The sequence below is a fragment of the Thalassospira sp. MIT1004 genome (assembly GCF_001858545.1).
In the GTDB taxonomy this organism is placed as follows: Bacteria; Pseudomonadota; Alphaproteobacteria; order Rhodospirillales; family Thalassospiraceae; genus Thalassospira; species Thalassospira xiamenensis.
In genome coordinates, this window is the sequence record NZ_MCAO01000045.1 from 21,548 (window position 1) to 42,659 (window position 21,112).

A 21,112-nucleotide genomic window follows, 5' to 3' on the forward strand; every position below is an offset into this window, starting at 1 on the left:
CCCATCTGATCAGAAGCGCCCAACCCCGGGAAGGAACGAATTTGCGTTTGGCCCCTGTGCACATCATCCGCTTTGTGGCGATTGCGCTAACCTATTTCGTTTTTGGCTATGCCGGGTTGCAATTCCCCTTCTATGGCAGCAGCGTCACCCTGATCTGGGCGCCTTCCGGGATTGCCTTGGGGTCTTTGATTGCATGGGGATGGCGTTATTTTCCCGCCGTGTTTGCGGGTGCGCTTCTGGTGAACCTGACGACGGCGGCACCGGTAGAAACCGCCATTCTGATTGCAATCGGCAACACCCTGGCCGCGACGCTTTCTGCGGTACTGATCGCCCGGATATCGGGCCGCTCCCCGCTTGTGACCGCGCGCGGGATTTTCAGCCTGATCATGATCGGCGGGCTTGGCGGCCCGGCACTTGCCGCACTTTGCGGTACGACAAGCCTCAGCCTGACGGCAATTGGCAATTTTGACCAGTTCGCCACCATCTGGCGGGGCTGGTGGCTTGGCGATCTGGTCGGTGTAATGGTAGTCGGGCCGCTGGTTTTGCGCCTGATCCATCAGAAATGGCGATCACACGGCTTTGCATATTACGGCGAACTGGCCTTTGTCTGTGTCGCCACCATCATCGTGTCCTCGGCCGTCCAGACAACCCCGCTGATTGCCAAACCGGAATATCTGTTCATCTTTGTCTCCCTGCCCTTTGTTCTGTGGGGGGCGGTGCGGTTCGGGTTGCTGGGCGCGGCATTGGTCAATGCCTTTATCGTCGTTGATATCGTTGTTTTTGCCGCCTTGGGCGAAAGCACCTTTATCCACACCTCAAACATGAATATCGGCCTTGAAAATCTTTACAGCTATGTGATTGCGGTTTCGGTCGGGACGTTGTTGCTGGGTGCGGGCATCGAAAAAATCAATGTCATCACCATGCGCACCCGCGATGGCCGGATTTCAAGCGATATCCACCGTCTGCGTCGCAACCTGGCCCTGATTGTCGGCCTGACCGGTTTTTCGATATCGGGGCTGGCGGCATGGTACACATTCGGTCAGATCGATCACGCCGTTGACGTCCAGACGGAACAGTACCGCCGCGCCTTCGAAGCATCCCTTCGCGAAGAACTAGGCCGCGCCACCGACAGCCTGATTGCCGTGCGCACCCTGTTTGATGTCCATGGCGATGTGTCGTTTCATACCTTCAACGCCATGATCGGCCCGTGGGTTGAACGCAGACCGGGTGTCGCAGCACTGGAATGGGTTCCCTATATCGAACGCCGCGCGCGCGGTCTGATCGAGGAAAATGCCTCCCTCCGGGGTGTTGAAAATTTTGAAATTCGCAATCTGGTCGATGGCGACATGCGACGCTCCCCGGAACGCGATGAATATTTCCCGGTTTTTTACGTTTTTCCGCAGTCCGGCAATGAAAATGTCGTCGGGTTCGATCTGGCAAGCGATGAAATCCGCAACCGGGCCCTGCAAACCGCCATCCGTACCGGAAACATTACCCTGACCGAACCGATCCGGATGCGACAGTCCGCCACCGCCGAAATCACGGCACTGGCCTTTTTAAATGTTCCGAACCGGCGCAATCCCGGCAATGCACCGCTTGGCCTTGCGGTCGGCGTGCTGCGTCTGACCAATATGATCACGCGTGCCGCCCGCATTGCCCGCCTGCCATCGGATTTTGAAATCCATCTGGCGGATATGGATGCCCCCGAAGGCCGTCAACTGATCTATTCCAATCGACGCCCGGAATATGCGATCACGCATATCGTCAAGGAAATCACCTCCGGCTATAACCCCAAGGTCTCGACCTTTACCTTTGGCTTCCGCGACTGGACGATTGTCCTGCACGGGCCCGAAGCCCGCCTGAACGGGCTTTTATACTGGCAGCCATGGGCGATCTTTGTATTTGGCGCCACCATCAGCATCCTTCTGATGGTCTATCTGCGGTCCCTGACCCGCACCGAAAAACGGATTGTCGATCTGGTCTATCAACGCACCAGCGAACTTGATAACGCCCGCCAGGAAGCTGAAAACGCCATGAATCAGGCGCAGCAGGCCGACCGCGCAAAATCCGAATTCATCGCCCATATGAGCCACGAATTCAGGTCCCCAATGACCTCGATCCTCGGCTACGCCCAGTTGGCACGCGATGCCATCGACAAAAACGAACCGTCCGAAACCATCCGAAGCTATCTTTCGACCATCAATGGGGCCGGGCGTCATGTCTTGTCCCTGATCGGCGATGTTCTTGATCTCTCAAAGATCGAGGCAGGCAAACTGGTCCTTGAAGAAGTCCCGACCGACATCCACGCGATTTGCGAAGAAGTCGTTTCCATGATGATGGTCCCGGCACGCAATCAGGATAACCGCCTGCATCTTGATATCCCGGCCGACATGCCGCGCTGGGTGATCGGCGATCCGGTCCGCATCAAGCAGGTCCTGACCAATTTGGTTTCCAACGCAATCAAATTCACCAGATCCGGCAGTATCCATGTTGTCGTAACCCGGCAGGAAACCGCCAACGGTCGCATGGCGTTCCGCATCTCTGTCCGTGACGAGGGGATCGGCATCCCGGTCAATAAGGTCCGCTCGGTCTTCGAAGCCTTCACACAGGTCGATACATCAACAACCCGCCGTTTTGGCGGAACCGGCCTTGGCCTTGCGATCTGTCAGAAAATGATCCTGGCGATGGGCGGCACGATTGATGTCGAAAGCATCGAGGGCAAGGGCAGCATCTTCTGGTTTGACCTCGACCTGCCGCTGACAGACGCGCCAAAACGTGGCAGCGAAGCCGAAGACGACCGTCAGCTCGGCCTCGCCGATCCGGACAAACCGCGCGTCATGGGACGGAAGCTTCTTCTGGTCGAGGATATCCAGATCAACCGTATTCTCGCCCAGAAACTGCTTGAACAGCAGGGCCATGAAATCGTCACCGCCGCCAACGGGCAGGAAGCCCTTGACCAGCTGCTTGAACATGATTTTGACGCGGTCTTGATGGATGTACATATGCCCGTGATGGACGGGATCGAAGCCACCCGCCAGATCCGCGAATTTGCCGACCCGATCAAGGCAACCATCCCGGTTCTGGCCCTGACCGCAGATACATCAAGCGACAATCTGGCAGAATTTCGCGCGGCCGGCATGGATGCGCACTGCACCAAGCCGCTCGATATCAAGGCCATCAATCACGAACTTTCCCGCCTTGATTACCGCATGCTCACAGAACGCAAACAGCAACTGACCGGCACCGGGGACTAAACCCGGCACCGGTCAGCATGCATTCAATATCGTGCCATCAGGTGTGATCAGCCCCGATACGAAAGCCCGATCATATCCGCCAGATGTTTGGCGACATTGGGCCCCGCGGCCAATATCGGCCCACCATCTTCAAGCACGTTGGGCAGATCAAGAAAATCATTGCACCAGCCCCCCGCCTCACGCATCAGGACAATCCCCGCCATGCAATCCCACGGATTGATATGCGGCTCGTAATAACCGATCAAACGCCCGGCACTGGCATAGGCCATCATCAACGCACACGACCCGTTGCGGATGAACATGCCTTCCTCGTCAAGCAACTGGCCGATCACCGGCACGATCGAACTGCTTGGCAGACGATGCGACATGCCGATCCCCATGACACCATCACTGACAAGTTTGGCATCGCTGGCCTTGACCGGCTCGCCATTCACGCGTGCGCCATCCCCGATCACCGCGCTGAAAAGCTCGCCATTGCAGGGATGGTAAATCAGGCCGATGACCGCTTCTTTGCCGATCATAAGGGCAACCGAAATGCACCAGGTCGGCATCTGATTGACAAAACAGGCCGTGCCATCAATCGGATCAATCACCCAAAGGCAGTCATTATCACCCTTCTCGATGCCCATTTCTTCGCCCAGGAACCCGTCCTCGGGAAAGGCATCGCCGATCCGGTCGCGGATGATCGCCTCGACGTTTTTGTCCGCAATGCTGACCATATCAAGCGCGTTGGTTTTGGTTTCAATCGCAAGGTCGGCGGCGTCGCCTTCGTAATATTCCATGGCGCGTTTGCCCGCTTCGCGGATCACGTCGCGCGCATGTTCAAACCGTGCTTCGATATCAATTCCCGAAAATGTCTTTTCCACTTTGTCCCTGCCTGAAACAGTTTTGCGATTGATCCGTTATTGCCCCGATACCACGGCCATGCCGCGTTCGGAAAAGCCGATGGCAACCTGTTCACCCGCGATGATCGGTGTATCGATCCGATGATCGATCACAAACAGCTCGCCAATCGGGGTTGCCACAGAATACTGCATCTGACTACCAAGATAGGCTGCATGCGTAATGTGACCTTTTAGCGACGTTTCAATGACATGTGCATCGCCCGCAATCGCCGCCAATCCGGTCAGTTGCACCGCATCGGGTCGCACCGCCACCCGAACCGGTCCCTTTGCCTGCCCGCGATGACGCAGATTACATTGCGCGCCACCGATATCGACGCGCGCGTGATTGCCATCGATACTGATGATTTCCCCGTCAACCAGATTGGCATCACCGATAAAGTCGGCGATAAATTCCGATTGCGGCTGTTCATACAATTCGCGCGGGGTGCCCTGCTGCGCGATCACCGCCCGGTTCATCACGATGATCCGGTCCGAAACGGCCAATGCTTCTTCCTGATCATGGGTCACATAAACCGCCGTCAGGCCAAGTTTTTGCTGCAAATCGCGGATTTCGGTCCGCACATGACGGCGAAGCTTGGCATCAAGGTTTGATAACGGCTCGTCCAGCAACAGAACTTCGGGTTCCAGCACCAGCGCACGCGCCACCGCCACCCTTTGCTGCTGCCCGCCCGAAAGCTCGGACGGCAGGCGACTGCCGTAACCGCCCAAACCAACAAGGTTAAGCCCCTCTTCGGCTTTTTCCCTGGCTTCGGCCTTGGCAACGCCGGTGACACTCAGCCCATAGGCAACGTTTTCGGCCACCGTCATATGCGGAAACAGCGCATAGGATTGAAACACCATACTGACATCACGGTCCGTCGCCGGAAGCTGTGTAACGTCCTTGCCCCCAATCAGGATTTTGCCCGTGGTCGCATGTTCCAGCCCGGCAATCATGCGCAATGTCGTGGTCTTGCCACAGCCGCTTGGCCCCAGAAGGGTGACAAGCTCGCCCGGATTGATGGTGAAAGATACATTGTCGATCGCGGTAACCGCCCCGTGACCATAGGTCTTGGTGACATTGTCGAATACGACCGAACCCGCACGCGTTTTCAGTTTCATGAATGCTTCTCTCTTAGATTTCCTATCGATGTCTTGTCCGGTGTTGCCTCAACCCGGTCCTCGCGGCGCAAACGCCGTTGCCCGATCAGGCCGTTCACAACAAGGATCGCGCTCAGCATGACAAGGATCAGAACACTGCAATAGGCAATCGCAACGCCGTATCGCCCGTTTTCCACAAGCCCGATGATATAGGATGTCGCCATATTGTGATCCGCACTGACCAGAAAGATCACCGCACTGACCGACGTGATCGCGCGCACAAAGCTGTAAACCAGTGCGGCAACAATCGCCGGGCGCAGAAGCGGCAGGATCACACGTCGGAACGTGGTAAAGCTGTTGGCCCCAAGCGTCAGGGATGCTTCATCAAGGCTTTTGTCCAACTGGCTCATGGCGGCAATCCCGCCGCGAACCCCCACCGGCATATTGCGGAAGATAAAGCAGATCACAAGGATCACACCCGTCCCGGTCAATTCGAATGGCGGCACGTTAAACGCCAGAATATAACTGACACCGATCACCGTACCGGGAATGGCAAAGCTTAACATCGTGCCGAATTCAAAGGCACTTTTGCCCCGGAAGTTCTGACGCACCAGCAGATAGGCCGTCGTCAACCCCACCGCTGCGGTCAGGGGTGCGGCAATCGCCGAGATGTTCAACGTGGTCCAGAAACTGTCCCATGCTGCCCCGGCCCAGACGATGCCATGCTCGCTCCAGCCAATACCAAACGCATCGCTATAGTTATCCATCGTCAGGCTGTTATCAAAGCCCCAGCGTTTGACAAAGCTGCCATAGAAAATCATGCCATACAGCACGACCGTAAAGATCGCCCACGGAATGGCGGTGAAGTAGCACGCCAAACGCATACCAGGATTAAGCCCGACATGCGCCCCGTTATCGGCCTTGCCCGATACCGTGGCATAGGATTTTTTGCCCAGCCAGAACCGCTGTGCGGCGAAGGCAGAAAGTGTGAAGAACAGCAATATCATCGCCAGAACGGCAGCACGTCCGGCATCGTTTTGTGCGCCGACGATGGCAAAGAATATCTCGGTCGACAGCACTTCGTAATTGCCGCCCAGGACCATCGGGTTGCCGAAATCGGCCATGCTTTCGATGAAGGCGAGCAGGAAGGCATTGGCCAAACCGGGGCGCATCAAGGGCAGCGACACATTGACAAACGTTTTCCAACGTCCGGCCCGCAAGGTTTGCGATGCTTCTTCCATCGACGGGCTGACACCCTCGACCACACCGATCAGCACAAGAAAAGAAATCGGGGTGAAGGACAGGGTCTGTGCCAGCCAGATTCCAGGGAGGCCATAAAGCCAGCGCCCTGCCTCCACCCCGAGCAGATCAGCAAAGAACTGCGTTACAGCCCCCGATCTGCCAAAAAGAAGGATCAATGCCAGGCCAATCACGAATGGCGGGGTAATGATTGGCAATACCGTCAAAACCCGAAGCGGCTTTTTGAACCGGAACCCGGTCCGCGTCACCACAAGCGCAAATGAAAGCCCAAGCAGCGTGGTCGAAACAGCGGTCAGAACCGCCAGAAACGCCGTATTCCACGCAACCCCGCAAACACCCCCGGCAAGGCAGCCCAGCCCCCAGATGCTGTCATCAAGGAAATTGCGGATAAAGGCCACGCCCGAAAGGTTGCCATCAATATCGACAAACGATCCGATGAAAATGCGCGCGACCGGAAAGAATACAAACAACCCGACAAGCGCAATAACCGTCCCGATGGCGGAGGTAACAAACACATCACCCCGCATCGCCCCCGCCGCAGCAAAACCGGTGCAAAGCATCACAAGCAGGCTGGCGGCGACAAACATCGCGCCATAGCCAAGCCCGTATTGCCGGACCTCAAGCGGGCCAAACATCGCCTCAAGCCAGCCAAATCCCCAGCCGGAAATGCCAACAAAAAAGCCCTGCCCCACCAGATAGATCAAACCGCCCAGCCCGCATGAAATCAGGATACGGGCATAATGCGGATGATCACGCCCGGCGCGCGCCAGTGCGAGTGGTGCCAGCAAAAATGCCGCAATCGGCAGCAGCCAGAATTTTTGATGAAGGGTCGTTTGCAGGATTGCAGGCGAATAATCGCCATACATCGGATAGCCGTCATACAGCCATTCCAGGGTCCAGAACCCGTATTCCTGCTGATACCAGGGTAAAATTGCAAAACCGATCCAGCCGATCACCAGCCAGAACCAAAGCATCCGGTTCACGAAACTCTCCTGCACGCCGAATTGGGAAGTCTGGTTCTGCCCGTCCGATGATCACACTGGACGGACAGAACCGCTAAGGCAGATCGCGCTTATTGCGGCGCGGTTTTGACTTCGTCATCCCAACGCGACAGAAGATGACGGCGGGTTTCCGCATCCCCGTATTTCGCGAAGTCATAGTCGATCAGCTTCAATTCGCTCAGACGCGGTGCGCCATCCGGAATTTTGGACTCTTTGTTGGACGGCACCTGATAGCTGTGCGCGTCTTCGGCAATCGACTGGGTCCGCGGATCAAGCGCGAATTCGTACCAGATTTTCGCATTTTCAAGGTTACGCGCACCTTTGATAATGCTCATGGAACCCACTTCGTAACCGGTCCCCTCGCACGGCGACACCACGGTCAGGTTCGCCCCCTGTTTGATCTGGGCGACCATGTCATGCATGAAGGTAATGCCGATTGTAGTTTCACCAACGGCTGCGGCCTTGATCGGGGCGGAACCCGATTTGGTGTACTGGTTGACGTTCTTATGCATTTCTTTAAGCAGATCGAAGGCTTTTTCTTCGCCAAAAATCTGCACAAGGGTCGCAAGTGCGGTATAGGACGTGCCCGATGAATTCGGGTTCGCCATCTGGATTTCGCCCTTATAGGCCGGGTCTTTCAGATCTTCCCAGCATTTCGGCGCCGGAAGGCCCTTTTTCGTCAGAAGATCATTGTTGTAACCAATGCCGAGTGCACCGGCATAAACCCCAACCGTCCGATTGCCGGAATTTTTTGCCTGCCGCACGGCCCAGTCATTCAGGTTGCCAAGTTGCGGGGATTGATATTCTTCCGTCAGGCCTTCGGCGGCAGCCTGAAGATGGGGGTCGCCAGTCCCGGCCCACCATACATCCAGTTTCGGATTGGCAGCTTCGGCGCGAACCTGCGCATAAGCCTCGCCCGAACTTTTGCGAACCATCGATACATCGATGTCATGTTCCAGCTCGAACGCGGTTTCCATCATCTCGCACCACTCATTATCGGCCGAGCAGATGACATTAAGCCGACCGGCCGCATGGGCCGAACCGGCGGTCGCAACAGCCAAAAGGCCTGAAATCGCGACAGTCGCAAAAAGAGAATTTCTGATCGTCATTTGGGTTTCCTCCCGGTTTGCATTTCGTTGAATGCACACGTGTGCATTACCATTGCGCAAATCACGTGCTGGAATGATTTAATCATAAATTCCATCAAATGACAGAAAAATTCTATTTAGAGCCCAAAAACTCTCGCCATGCACGGATAACCATTTGTTTTTAAATGTAAAAATTTCATACCCACAAATCGCCATCGCAAAACCATACGCTGCCCTCAGCAAGGCATCCGCCTTAAAACTTAACGCACACGTGTGCGCATAACCCGCAGAAACATCGCGAGTCAGCTGTCTTGCATCAGAAATCGAAGAAAAATCGGCCTGAAATCCGTAAAAAAGACCGGTTCAGGCCGTCCGGCGACGCGTCATTTCCACCGGCAGGATCAGCCGCTGATCCGTCAGGGCATCGCCCCGGATGCGCTGGCGCAGCCGATCCACCGTCATTTCGGCCAGCTTCGTCGCACTTTGGCACACAGTGGTCAATTGATAGGCCCCCTGCCGGGCCGCGGCAATATCGTCAAACCCGACCACGGCAATATCTTCGGGGATGTGCAGGCCCAGTTCAAACCGGGCCGCGTCCAGAAGACCCAACGCAATATGGTCCTTGGCACAGAAAATCGCGTTTGGTGCGGTTTCCGGCGTTGCCAGAAATTTAAGCGCGGCATTAAAGCCACCATCATAATCGGCACTGTCGCAGACCAGCGGGGTAAAGCTGATATCCCCGCTCGCAAGGCGCGGTGCGATCCGCGAAACGAATGTTTCGCCCCGCACATTGCCGCTGAATGTACCACCCTTGACATTGAGGAACCCGAACCGGGTTTTACCGGTTTCAAGCAACAGGTCGGCGGCCATTTCACCGCCGCGCACATTGTCGCAATTGATCACGTCCGCGCCCTCCAGCCGCCCGGCGCGATTGACCAGAACGACGGGGACATTGCGTTTCAGGAAATGCACACCCACCTCGGGCGGCGGGCTTCCCGATGTCACGACCACCCCGGCCACCTGATATTGCAACAGATGCATCATCGATGTGCCCATCTGGGCGGGATCGGATACATCAATCACCAACGGACGATAACCGGACTGCTGAATGGCAAGGATCAGTTTATCAAGGAATTCAACGCGGAACGGATCGGAAAGCCCCGATGTCACCAATCCGATCAGATCGCTTTTGCGCGTATTCATCGACCGGGCGATTTTATTGACGTGATAACCAAGCCGGTTGGCGGTTTCCTGTACCCGCAGGCGGGTCGCATCCGATATCCGCCGGTCGCCTGATAAACACCGCGAAACGGTGGACCGCGAAACACCGGCTTCGCGCGCAACATCGGCCGAGGTCACGATATGCTGCAAATCGCGGCCTGGTTCGGCCCCGTCACCATTTTCAGGCGTGTGTTTACCCTCGGTCATGCGCGCAATTTCCCTCTTTACGCCGTCTGGCCGTGCCTGTTTTCAGTCTTGCAGCACGGTCACACACATATCACAGGCCTTCCGGTCCGCCAACGCACACGTGTGCATGATACGGGATATTTCACAGAACCGTCATTTATCGCAACTTCCTTAAAAACGGCACCGAACCGGCATTTCCCCTGTCAGTTTTCTTTGACCATGATCACGCAAAGCCCCTATTCTGGATGCCTTGCATCGTCCCGCGACATGCAAACGCCACCCGAAATTCGATCAGGAGCAAGAAGAATGGGTCACGCCACCACCGCAGACACCAAAGCCGTCACGACATGGACCTGGTACAAAGGCGAATGGCACGCAGGCAATCCGATGATTATCGGTCCGCAGACCCACGGCATGTGGATGGCCTCCACGGTCTTTGACGGCGCGCGCCGCATCAATGGCAAAATGCCCGATCTTGTGCCCCATTGCGCCCGTGTGCTGCGCTCGGCCGAACTGATGGGTCTTGCCCCGAAAATCACCACCGATGAAATCGTCGCCCTCGTCCGCGAAGGCGTTCAGAAATTCGATCCGTCGCTCGCCCTTTATATCAAACCAATTGTCTATGGCGGCGAAGGTTTCCTTGCCCCGACACCAGAAAGCGCACAGTTCGTGCTGTGCATTTCGGTATCCGACCTGCCGGACGCGATCAAAACCGGCTTTACCGCCCGGAAATCAAGCTTCCGCCGCCCCTCCCCCGAAAGTGCGCCGACCGAGGCCAAGGCATCCTGCCTTTATCCCAATGTCGGCCGCGCGGTTTCCGAGGCCACAAAGGACGGTTTTGATACCGGCGTAATGCTCGATCCGATCGGCAATGTCGCGGAATTTTCCTATGCCAACCTGTTCTACGCCAAGGATGGCAAGGTGTTTACACCTGTGATCAACGGCACGTTCCTGAACGGCCTGACCCGCCAGCGCGTGATCAAGCTTCTGCGCGAAGACGGTGTAGACGTCACAGAAAAAACCGTGACCTATACCGAACTTGAAAATGCCGACGAAATCTTCGGCACCGGCAACTATTACAAGGTCGCCCCCTGCGTCAAACTTGATGATCGTAGCCTCCAGCCCGGCCCGATGACCAAACGCGCACAGGAACTTTACTGGGCGTTTGCGGAAAACAGTTAATCGAAAGATCTATACAATGCAGAACGGGCTGATCTTATGATCAGCCCGTTTTTTTAGCTCTCACGTGGAAAATGTCCCGTAATTACTGTGCAGCAGGCATCACCGGTACACTGCTGCCTGCGACATAGGGATATTTGCCAAATATCGCGCCAACCGCTTTGCGCACTCCCAGATCGGGATTGTTGCGAAACTCGCTGTCGATACGGCCAACCGCCGTGCCTTCCCAGATCATCTGATCGGTGCGGCGGTCTACCATATCGACCGAAATCGTGCCTTCGGTATAATTGTCAACATATCCCGGCTCGACATACCCGGGCCAACCGACATACATCCCGCTGCGATAACCGTAATACCCGCCGTAATAGACCGGCGGCGATGTCCGCGTTTTTTCCTCGGTCTTGAGGTGATAGTTGATCAGGATATCGGGGGTGTTGATGTCAACGCGATAACCGCGCGCTTCAAGGGCGGCACTGACCGCATCCTCGATCCGCTGGCCGTGCAGGGTGGCGTATTTTTCATCCGACTTTCCCGCAGACTCATAAAAGGCAAAGGTCCGATAACGCGAAAAATCGGCCGCCGGATCGGCATCGGTATAGACACGCGGCCCGGTCGAACAGGCCGCCAGCAGCATCGCCATTGCCCCCGCCATTATGATCTTGACCATCTTCATCCGGCCTTCCTTTCGGTGCTCGCCGTTTAAATGATCATTCCCGATGCATGGCCCTAACCAAAACATCGGAAATGACTGATTTTGTTTTACATTACATCTTATCATTTGGGCAGATGCATGGCAGAACGCAACGAACACACCCCGCTGGCATTTACAGGCCCGTAGCATTCAGCCGCGAACGCAGCAAAAGACCAAGATTGTGGGGGTTTTCACCAACACGACGCCACGCATAAGCCCACCAATCCCCCCCAAACGGCGCATAAAGCCGAAGCCGATAACCGAGCGACACAAGATCCCGCTGAAGTGGCTGATTGACGCCATAAAGCATTTCAAACTCGAACGCCTCACGCTCCCACCCACGTTCGTCTGCGACCTTTGCGATATATTCAACCAACTCACGATGATGCGATCCGAAAACCGGCATAAATCCGGTAAGGCGCGCTTCGTCGGACAACATCATTGACGCCAGTTTAAGATAATTTTCGTCGATGTCGCGACGCCGGGTAAAGGCAACATGATCGGGCGGGGCCATCGCCCCTTTAACCAGACGTATCATGGCCCCCTGTGCGATCTTGCGCGCCATGTCGGCTTCGGTTCGCAATAATCGCGCCTGCAATGTCTGGGCTACCGGATACCCTGCCTCAAGCAGCCGGTCATGAAGGGCCAGCGTATCATCGACCATGTCGAAATCTTCCATGTCGATCATCATCCGACAACAGCGCCGACCTGCTTTCTCACCACCGACGTTGCGGATCAAACCGGCAATTTTGTGGGCATTGTCATCCAACATCGCCGGATCCTGCATATAGCCAAGCTGCGATGGATCAATGGAAACATGCACATCCAAACCAACACGATCAAGCTTGGGGATCACGGCTGTAATTGCATCAACCGTTTCCGCCACCTGTGCCAGATCGGTCACATATTCGCCCAGATAAAAGCTCGAAACCCGAATACCGTGCTTTGCCAATTCCTGCGTGCGTTTCAGATGCTCGGCACCATCCGCGCCGCTAACGAACTGTGCAGCCAGCCCGGTTTTCCACCCGACCGCCTCGCCCGCGCGGCGCAATGGCTTGCTGCACGCCACTGCGATCATCGCCCTTTGCCAGAACCCCATCATCAACTCCGTTTTGGTCAAACGCAAAAGCATCACCATCCGGGATATGCCATTAAACTTATTGAACGAAATGACACCGGATCAAACAAAAAGCGACCCGCCAGATGACGGGTCGCTTGGTATTTCACGGCAGTCTTTAAACCCGAACGCTTACGCGCCCAGTTCTTCACCGGCAATCGCACGGTCGATCAGCTGGATGCTTTCATCAATACCGTAAAGCGCAATGAACGATCCCATGCGCGGGCCCTGTTCCTGTCCCAACAGGATTTCATAAAGTGCCTTGAACCAGTCACGCAGGTTTTCGTAATTGTGGTTCTTACCCACCTCGAACACCTGCGTCTGGATGTCACCACCATCGGTGCCGGCATCAAGGGTTTTGAGCATATCTCGAAGCTCGGTCAGGGCTGCCTTTTCGGCATCCGTCGCGGCACGGTATTTTTTCGTCGGTTTGACGAAGTCATTGTAATAGTTGATCGCATAGCCGACCAGCTTGTCGAGATAAGGCTGATTTTCCGGCGTTGCGCCCTTGGCATAGCGCGAAATGAATGCCCAAAGCAGTTCCGGGTCGCTGGTATTACAGACCGAAACAAGATTCAGCAAGATACCGAATGACAACGGAATATCACGTTCCGGTGCCTTGCCTTCATGGATGTGCCATGCCGGGTTCTGCAAAAGCTTTTCCGGATCGGTTTCGGTTTTCAGCTTGTCGGCAAAGGTCAGATATTCATCAACCGTTTTCGGGATGACATCGAAATACAGTCGCTTTGCGGTTTTCGGCTTCTGGAACATGAACAGCGAAAGACTATCTTCCGGCGCATATTTCAGCCAGTCTTCCATCGAAATGCCGTTGCCCTTGGATTTCGAGATTTTCTGCGCGTTCTCGTCAAGGAACAGCTCGTAATTGAAGCCTTCCGGCGGGGTACCGCCAAGCGCCTTGACGATCTTGTTGCCAAGCTCGACCGACGGAATAAGGTCCTTGCCCGCCATTTCGTAATCTACGCCCAGCGCAAACCACCGCATCGCCCAATCCGGCTTCCACTGCAATTTGCAACGCCCACCCGTAACCGGAGTTTCAACCAGCTTGCCGGTTTCCGGATGTTCGTAAACGATGGTCCCCGCTTCAACGTTAAGCTCGGTCACCTTGGCCATCAAGACCTTGTTGGTCCCTTCTTCGACCGGCATGAACGGGCTGTATGTCGCGCGGCGTTCTTCACCAAGGGTCGGCAGCATGATTTTCTGGATCGCATCATACCGTTCCAGAAGACGCAGAAGAGCCGCATCGAACATGCCCGAACGATAGCATTCGGTCGAAGATTTGAATTCATAATCAAAGCCGAAACTGTCAAGGAAATCACAGAGCCGCGCATTGTTGTGATGCGCAAAGCTTTCATGGGTGCCAAACGGGTCCGGCACGCTGGTCAATGCCTTGCCAAGATGCTGGGCGACCATATCCTTGTTCGGGATATTGTCAGGCACCTTGCGAAGACCGTCCATATCATCCGAGAAGCAGAAAAGTTTTGTCGGAATATCGGACATCTGTTCGAACGCGCGGCGGACATAGGTCGTGCGCGCAACCTCGCCAAAGGTACCGATATGCGGCAGGCCCGACGGGCCATAACCGGTTTCAAACAGCACATAACCCTTCTCAGGCTTCTTCTGTTTATACCGCTCAACCAGCTTGCGGGCTTCCTGGAAGGCCCAGACGTTGCTGTTAAGGGCGGCATCACGAAGATCGGCTGTCATTTTTGAAACCTTGTTTGTCAGTTGTATCGTTGAATTATCTGGAAATCCGGCCACACGTGAAATCACCCGGATTCCGTGCGTGCGCGAAGCTATCCCCGCCGGCCTGCAAGATCAAGTCCGGATCGGACATGGCCGAACTGCAACGCGCGATTTAACCGGCGCCCCTCGTCTCTTCTCCCACCCTGACAGAGAGGGCGGGCATAGTAACACGCAAAATTCACGCGTCGGATCAGCATGATACAGCAAATATAAGAAAAAAAACAAACCTACACCGACGGATGGTTGAAACCAGCTTGCCGAGCGCTGATATATCGTAACTGTTACTTGTCCGTGCAGTCAGGAACAAAAAAGCCGCCGGGAGTGGGCGAAGAAAACGGGCGACGATCAGGGGTTCCCTGTCCTTCTTAAGGTGGGAGACCGCCTTGCACGGGAGAGAAATGATTGAACGAAACGTCAGACATGAAAGACTTGTCGGCGTCGCACGCCGATGGATCAGGCAGTACGATGACCGCACCGCATGTCGCATTCGAGGAAGATCATCGATTCCGGCGCGTTGTTGAATATGCGCCAAATGCGATGATTCTTGTCGATGCCAAGGGTCTTATTGAAATGGTCAATGCCGAAACCGAAAAGGTGTTCGGTTATACCCGTGATGAATTACTCGGCCAGCCAGTCGATGTGCTGGTGCCAGATCGGTTTCGCCATCATCATGCGGGTCTTCGCAACAGCTTCATCGCCGCCCCCGGACCACGCCCGATGGGACCGGGGAGGGATCTTTATGCCCTGCGCAAGGATGGCAGCGAGTTTCCGGTGGAAATCGGTCTGAACCCGATTGCAGAAGGCGACCGTGTTCAGGTCCTGGCTGCCATTGTCGATATTTCGGATCGTAAAAGCCGTCAGGAACGGCTGGAAAAATCCTTGCAGGAAAAGGAAATCCTGCTGTCGGAGGTCCATCACCGGGTCAAAAACAATCTGCAAATTGTTCACAGTCTGCTTGATATGCAAACCGCCAATGTGAAAGACGATCTGGCGCGCGAAATACTGCGCGACAGCTGCAACCGTGTCCGGTCCATGGCGCAAATCCACCAGACCCTTTATCAAAGCGAAGATGTTTCGCGCGTCGATTTCAACTATTTCTGTGATGCGCTGATCAATTCGCTGTTGGTCACCTTCAACACCAATCCCGACCTCATAAGGTTTGAACGCGATCTGGGTTCGGTGTCACTTCCGATCGGAACGGCAGTCCCATGTGGCTTGATCACCAACGAACTGATCACCAATGCGCTTAAACATGCATTCCCCGGTAACCGGACGGGTAAAATAAGCCTGTTTGCGACCGAAATTGCCCCAAACCAGATAGAACTCAGTCTGACCGATGACGGTGTCGGATTCCCGGAAAATTTCTGCATCGACAGCAGCAGCGGGCTTGGCCTGCAACTGGTGGAATTGCTGACTGATCAACTGGGCGGGACTCTTGATGTCCACACCGGCAGCCCGACCCGGATCACTATTCGCTTCACGATAAAGGATTGATGATCGCCATGCGCAAGCCGATCCATGTGATGATTGTTGAAGACGAACGGATCGTCGCCCTGCATTTGCGTCAACAGCTTGCCCGGCTCGGTTATGACCGGACATCTGTCCATAGTGCCGGTATCAATGCCTTAAAAGCGATTGAAACCGATGCTCCTGACATCATTTTGATGGATATCCGCATCGACGGTGATCTTGACGGCATTGAAACCGCGGCGGGCATCCCCGAACATCTGATGATCCCGATCATCTATCTATCGGCTTATTCCGAGGATACAACCCTTGAACGGGCGCGCCAAACCCGACCCTATGGCTTTTTGTTAAAACCGTTTTCAGAACGTGAACTGCACGCGACAATCCAGATGGCACTGGAACGCCGCGAGGTAGAGCTTGCCCTTCGTGAAAGTCAGGAACGGCTGTCGCTTGCCATGCATGCTGCCCGCATGAGCTGCTGGGAGGTGGATGTCAGTACCCGCAAAATGCACAGCACCGGTCTGGCGCAGTTTTTACCCGACGAAAATCAAAGTGCAGAAACAATCACCGAAAGCTGGGAAGATTTTCTGCATCGTGTTGCATCCGATGATCGCGACATGGTTCGCAAGGCATTCGAATATGCCGTTCTGCATGGCGAATTCTACGACGTCGTTTTCCGCGGTCAGCAAAGCGAAGGCACCCAAAGCTGGTTCCGCGCACGCGGCAGGTCCTATATCAATGACCGCAAGGGCACACAGCGCATCATAGGCGTGATGCAGGACATTACCGATCAACGTCTGACCAATGACAAACTCCGTCAGGCGATGACAGTATTTGAAACCACCCAGGATGGCATTCTGATACTGGACCCGGACCTGAACATCACCAGCGCCAACCGCGCCTATTGCCAGATTACGGGCGCAGACCCGATGAACGTTGCCGGCAGCCCGCCCTATATGATCAAGCCAGAAGCCTTCCCGCCCGCCTTTTATCAGGAACTGTTCCATACGCTGCACGCACGCCGCCAATGGCACCGCGAAATCGAAACCCGGGACATGTCGGGCAATCCGATTTCCATCATGATGCAGATCATCGCGGTCGAAGACGACGATGGCGTCCTGACCCATTTCGTTGCGATGATTTCGGATCGCACCGCCATCCGACAGGCTGAACAGGAACTGCATTATCTGGCTCAGTATGACGGCCTCACGGGCCTGCCCAACCGGCTTCTGGCGACCGACCGACTGAACCGTGCGATTGAACGCTGTGAACGTACCGGGTCGGTGGCCGCCTGCCTGTTTCTTGATCTTGATGACTTCAAGAATATCAACGATACACTTGGCCATGCCGCCGGTGACCAGGTTTTGCTGATTGTTGCGACTCGCATCAAGGCACTGACCGATCGAACCGATACCATCGCGCGCCTTGGCGGGGACGAATTCCTGATTATCCGCGAAAACATGCATAGTGAGGTCGCCGCAGGCAACCTTGCCAGCCACATCATTCATGAACTGCAAAAGCCGTTCTATATCCTCGGCCATGAACTGACATTATCGGCCAGCATCGGCATTGCCCTTTATCCCGAAAACGCCCATTCACCGCAGGATCTGATCCGGCTGGCCGACACGGCAATGTATGCCGCCAAGGATCAGGGGCGGCGCACCTATGCGTTTTATAAATCGGAAATGACCGAAAGTGCCACGCACTATATGACGCGCAGTCTGGAATTGCGTCGCGGCCTGGAAAAGGGTGAGCTGACACTTTATTATCAACCGCAAGTCGATGCAGAAACCGGCGAAATGTCTGGTGCCGAAACCCTGATCCGATGGAAACATCCTCAAAACGGTATTCTTGGTCCGGCAGAAATCATCCCGATTGCTGAACAAAGCGGGTTGATTGTCGAAATCGGCCAATGGGTTCTTGAAGAATCCTGCGCACAGGCGCGCCGCTGGCAAGATGAAGGTTTTGATCCAATCCGCATCGCGGTCAATGTTTCGGTCCGCCAGATGCGCACACCGGGCTTTGCCAAAACGGTGCAAACTGTTCTGGCCAATACCGGACTTGCTCCGAAATGGTTGGAGATTGAAGTCACCGAAAGCATGATCCAGGACGAAGATATCATGATCGATACCCTGCATGAATTGCGCGCGGTTGGCGTATCAGTCGCGATTGATGATTTCGGCACGGGTTATTCGTGTTTGCGGTCCATCAAAAGCCTGCCGATTGAACGCATCAAAATTGATCGCGCCTTTATCAAAGGCATTCCGCAAAATACCGATGATGCCGCCCTTGCCGAAGCCATGATTGCCATGGCACGGACCCTTGGCCTCAAAGTCACTGCCGAAGGGGTCGAAACAGCCGCCCAACGTGATTTCCTGCATAGGCAGGGCTGTAACGAATTGCAGGGTTTCCTGTTCAGCAAACCGGTCCCCGCCGAACAGCTTTTCAAGTCCAACCACTCAAGCACGAAAATTTCATAAAACAATCCCACCTTTTATTGCCACCTGAACAGATAATTCCCAATTATCTAAAGTATAGGCTACGTGGTAGTGTTTCCCGATCAAAGTCGCCAAACCCTTGAATAAGGCGGCACAGGGAAGGACCGTCAGACTTACTTCAGAGGTATAAGCTTATCTGAGGGGGACCTTTAATGCGATTTTCCAATATGTCTCTTGGTGCCAAGCTGACCTGCGTCAGTGCACTCGCAATTGCCTTCTGCCTGATCGTCGGCATCTTCCTTCAAACTGTCCAGACCGGCAAAACAACCGAAGAGCTGACCGTGGGCGAAGCCCGTTCCGTCGGGCAGTTCCATGCCGAACAGGCCAGCCGGGTGCTGAATGGCGGGATGCTGGTTGCCAAAAACCTTGCAGGTGCCTTTCGCGCACTTCGTGAACAGGGCGGAGCAGACCGCAAGGCCTATAACGAAATCCTCAATCGCACCCTGATGGATAACCCGTCCCTTGCCGGGGCGTGGTCCGGATTTGAAACCAACGCCCTTGACGGCAAGGATGCCGATTACAAGGGCGAAGGCGAACCATTCGGCGACGGCAGCGGAAAATATGTCACCTATTATTATAACTTCGGTGGCGGCATTACCCCCTATCACCTGACCGGGCTCGATAACCCGGAGGTCAATGAATATTACACCGAACCGAAACGCACCAATAAGCCCTACCTGACCGATGCGATTACCTATGACATTCAGGGCCGCGATGTGGTTCTGACATCGTTTGTCTATCCGGTGCAGGACAGTGGCGGAAAGTTTCTTGGTGTTATGGGTGTCGATCTTGAACTGAATGCGCTGTCGGAACGGTTTGCCGAACTGGCCCCGTTTGGCACCGGCACCGTCAATCTTGTTTCCGCACAGGGCACATGGGTTGCCCATGAAAACCCCGATATCCGCGGCACCAAACTTGATGCCGCCAATCCAACCGACGCGGCCATTCTTGAAGCGATGAAGTCGGGCCAGTCCGGTCAGATTGACGATGGCGAAGTCATGCACCTGATCGTTCCGGTCGCCATTGAAGGTTATGCCAACCAGTGGGGCGTGGTCGTCAACGTGCCGCTTGCCACCGTTTATGCCCCGGCCGATGACCTGCGCAATGCAACCCTGATCGGTGGTGTGGTACTTTTGATCGTTGTGATCGCGGTGATCCTGCTGTCGACCAACGCCATGGTCGCCCGCCCGATGACCCGTGTTGCCGGGGTGATTGCCGACCTGGAAAAGGGCAATTTCAACGTCACCGTCCCCTATCATGACCGGTCCGACGAAATTGGTGCGATTGCCAAGGCGCTCGAAGCTTTCAAAGAAGCATCCGCGGGCATGCAGCAGGCCGAGCGCGACAAACGCGAAGCCGAACATCGCGCCAGCGAAGAACGCAACCGCACCCGCCTGCAGATGGCAGACGAATTCGAAAAGTCGGTCGGCTCCATCGTTGTTCATGTCACTGACAGTGCTGGCGATATGGAAAAAGTATCGCGTCAGATGCGCCGTGCGGCGAACGAAAGCTCGGAACAGGCAACCGTGGTTGCTGCGGCTGCCGACGAGGCCAGTGCGAATGTCCAGACCGTCGCTTCGGCGAGCGAGGAACTTTCTGCCTCCATTCAGGAAATCAGTTCCCAAGTCGCACGGTCATCGGAAATCGCCAACAATGCGGTCGACGAAGCATCACGCGCCAACGCCATGGTCACCGGCCTGGCCGAAGCAGCCGACCGCATCGGTCAGGTCGTCAGCCTGATCAATGATATCGCGTCCCAGACCAACCTTCTGGCCCTGAACGCCACCATCGAGGCCGCCCGCGCGGGTGAAGCGGGTAAAGGCTTTGCGGTCGTCGCAAGCGAGGTCAAAAACCTTGCCAATCAGACCGCCAAGGCGACAGAGGAAATCGCCCAGCAGATCGGATCGATCCAGTCCGAGACCCACAATACCGTCGGCGCGATTGAGAAGATCACTGAAACAATTTCCAACATCAATGAAATCACCGGTGCAATTGCCGCCGCGGTCGAACAACAGGGCGCTGCCACGGCCGAAATTTCGGGCAATGTCCAGCAGGCCGCAGCAGGCACTAACGAAGTATCCTCCTCAATCGGGATCGTACGCAATACGTCCCAGCAAACCGGCGACGCCGCTTCCAATGTGCAGGCCGGGGCAACCGAACTGGCAGAACAGGCCCGCAACCTTGATACACAGGTCAAAAACTTCCTTGAGCGGTTGCGTAACATCTAGTCTTTCGGGGCACGAAGAACAGCATGGGCGGCACCTTCGGATGCCGCCCATTTCAATCGGTTGAACCGCTTCGTTCGAAAAAACACGCCACACCCGGAAATAGCAAACACCACCCTTTTGGATAGCTTGAACAACCAAACATCGACCCCAAGTGGAATTGTCGTCTGCTTTTTCGC

At 55.3% G+C, this 21,112-nt stretch carries 13 protein-coding genes; 5 read left to right on the forward strand and 8 right to left on the reverse strand.

Annotation, left to right across the window (positions count from 1 at the left end):
* Window positions 1-41 precede the first annotated feature (41 nt).
* Window positions 42-3,254 (forward strand): ATP-binding protein, encoded by a 3,213-nt coding sequence (locus BC440_RS18875; protein ID WP_247643606.1) that lies wholly within the window; start codon window positions 42-44, stop codon window positions 3,252-3,254.
* 47 nt (window positions 3,255-3,301) lie between these two features.
* Here the strand turns inward: BC440_RS18875 and BC440_RS18880 are convergent, their stop codons facing one another.
* The 5 genes from BC440_RS18880 to BC440_RS18900 all read right to left on the reverse strand — a co-directional run bounded on the left by BC440_RS18880 (window position 3,302) and on the right by BC440_RS18900 (window position 10,013).
* Window positions 3,302-4,120, reverse strand: a complete 819-nt coding sequence (locus tag BC440_RS18880; protein WP_007090436.1) for an inositol monophosphatase — start codon at window positions 4,118-4,120, stop codon at window positions 3,302-3,304.
* A gap of 36 nt (window positions 4,121-4,156) precedes the next feature.
* Window positions 4,157-5,257: an ABC transporter ATP-binding protein gene (locus tag BC440_RS18885; RefSeq protein ID WP_071240953.1), complete on the reverse strand. Its 1,101-nt coding sequence runs from the start codon at window positions 5,255-5,257 to the stop codon at window positions 4,157-4,159.
* A complete protein-coding gene (locus tag BC440_RS18890) occupies window positions 5,254-7,470 on the reverse strand; it encodes an iron ABC transporter permease (RefSeq protein ID WP_071240954.1) in 2,217 nt (738 codons plus the stop codon). The genes BC440_RS18885 and BC440_RS18890 overlap by 4 nt, the downstream gene beginning before the upstream one ends.
* Window positions 7,471-7,568: 98 nt before the next feature.
* Window positions 7,569-8,606 (reverse strand): ABC transporter substrate-binding protein, encoded by a 1,038-nt coding sequence (locus BC440_RS18895; RefSeq protein ID WP_139192147.1) that lies wholly within the window; start codon window positions 8,604-8,606, stop codon window positions 7,569-7,571.
* 342 nt (window positions 8,607-8,948) lie between these two features.
* On the reverse strand, window positions 8,949-10,013 hold the full coding sequence (locus tag BC440_RS18900; RefSeq protein WP_071240955.1) for a LacI family DNA-binding transcriptional regulator: 1,065 nt from the start codon (window positions 10,011-10,013) through the stop codon (window positions 8,949-8,951).
* Between the two features lie 285 nt (window positions 10,014-10,298).
* Between BC440_RS18900 and BC440_RS18905 the strand changes: the two genes are divergently transcribed.
* Entirely contained in the window at window positions 10,299-11,174 is an 876-nt protein-coding gene (locus BC440_RS18905; RefSeq protein WP_071240956.1) for a branched-chain amino acid aminotransferase, read from the forward strand.
* A gap of 82 nt (window positions 11,175-11,256) precedes the next feature.
* Here BC440_RS18905 and BC440_RS18910 read toward each other — a convergent pair whose 3' ends face one another.
* From BC440_RS18910 to BC440_RS18920, 3 genes are all read right to left on the reverse strand, one after another.
* Window positions 11,257-11,844, reverse strand: a complete 588-nt coding sequence (locus BC440_RS18910; protein WP_071240957.1) for a DUF4136 domain-containing protein — start codon at window positions 11,842-11,844, stop codon at window positions 11,257-11,259.
* 151 nt (window positions 11,845-11,995) lie between these two features.
* Window positions 11,996-13,000 carry a proline dehydrogenase family protein gene (locus tag BC440_RS18915; protein WP_247643607.1) on the reverse strand — a complete coding sequence of 335 codons (1,005 nt, stop codon included), beginning with the start codon at window positions 12,998-13,000 and terminating at the stop codon, window positions 11,996-11,998.
* Window positions 13,001-13,111: 111 nt separating this feature from the next.
* Entirely contained in the window at window positions 13,112-14,704 is a 1,593-nt protein-coding gene (locus BC440_RS18920) for a lysine--tRNA ligase (RefSeq protein WP_071241114.1), read from the reverse strand.
* Between the two features lie 441 nt (window positions 14,705-15,145).
* Here BC440_RS18920 and BC440_RS18925 point away from each other — a divergent pair, with 441 nt between their 5' ends.
* The 3 genes from BC440_RS18925 to BC440_RS18935 all read left to right on the forward strand — a co-directional run bounded on the left by BC440_RS18925 (window position 15,146) and on the right by BC440_RS18935 (window position 20,936).
* On the forward strand, window positions 15,146-16,237 hold the full coding sequence (locus BC440_RS18925; RefSeq protein ID WP_247643608.1) for a histidine kinase dimerization/phosphoacceptor domain -containing protein: 1,092 nt from the start codon (window positions 15,146-15,148) through the stop codon (window positions 16,235-16,237).
* A gap of 8 nt (window positions 16,238-16,245) precedes the next feature.
* Window positions 16,246-18,690 carry an EAL domain-containing protein gene (locus BC440_RS18930; RefSeq protein ID WP_071241116.1) on the forward strand — a complete coding sequence of 815 codons (2,445 nt, stop codon included), beginning with the start codon at window positions 16,246-16,248 and terminating at the stop codon, window positions 18,688-18,690.
* Between the two features lie 170 nt (window positions 18,691-18,860).
* Window positions 18,861-20,936, forward strand: a complete 2,076-nt coding sequence (locus BC440_RS18935) for a methyl-accepting chemotaxis protein (RefSeq protein ID WP_051682374.1) — start codon at window positions 18,861-18,863, stop codon at window positions 20,934-20,936.
* The last annotated feature ends 176 nt before the right edge of the window (window positions 20,937-21,112 follow it).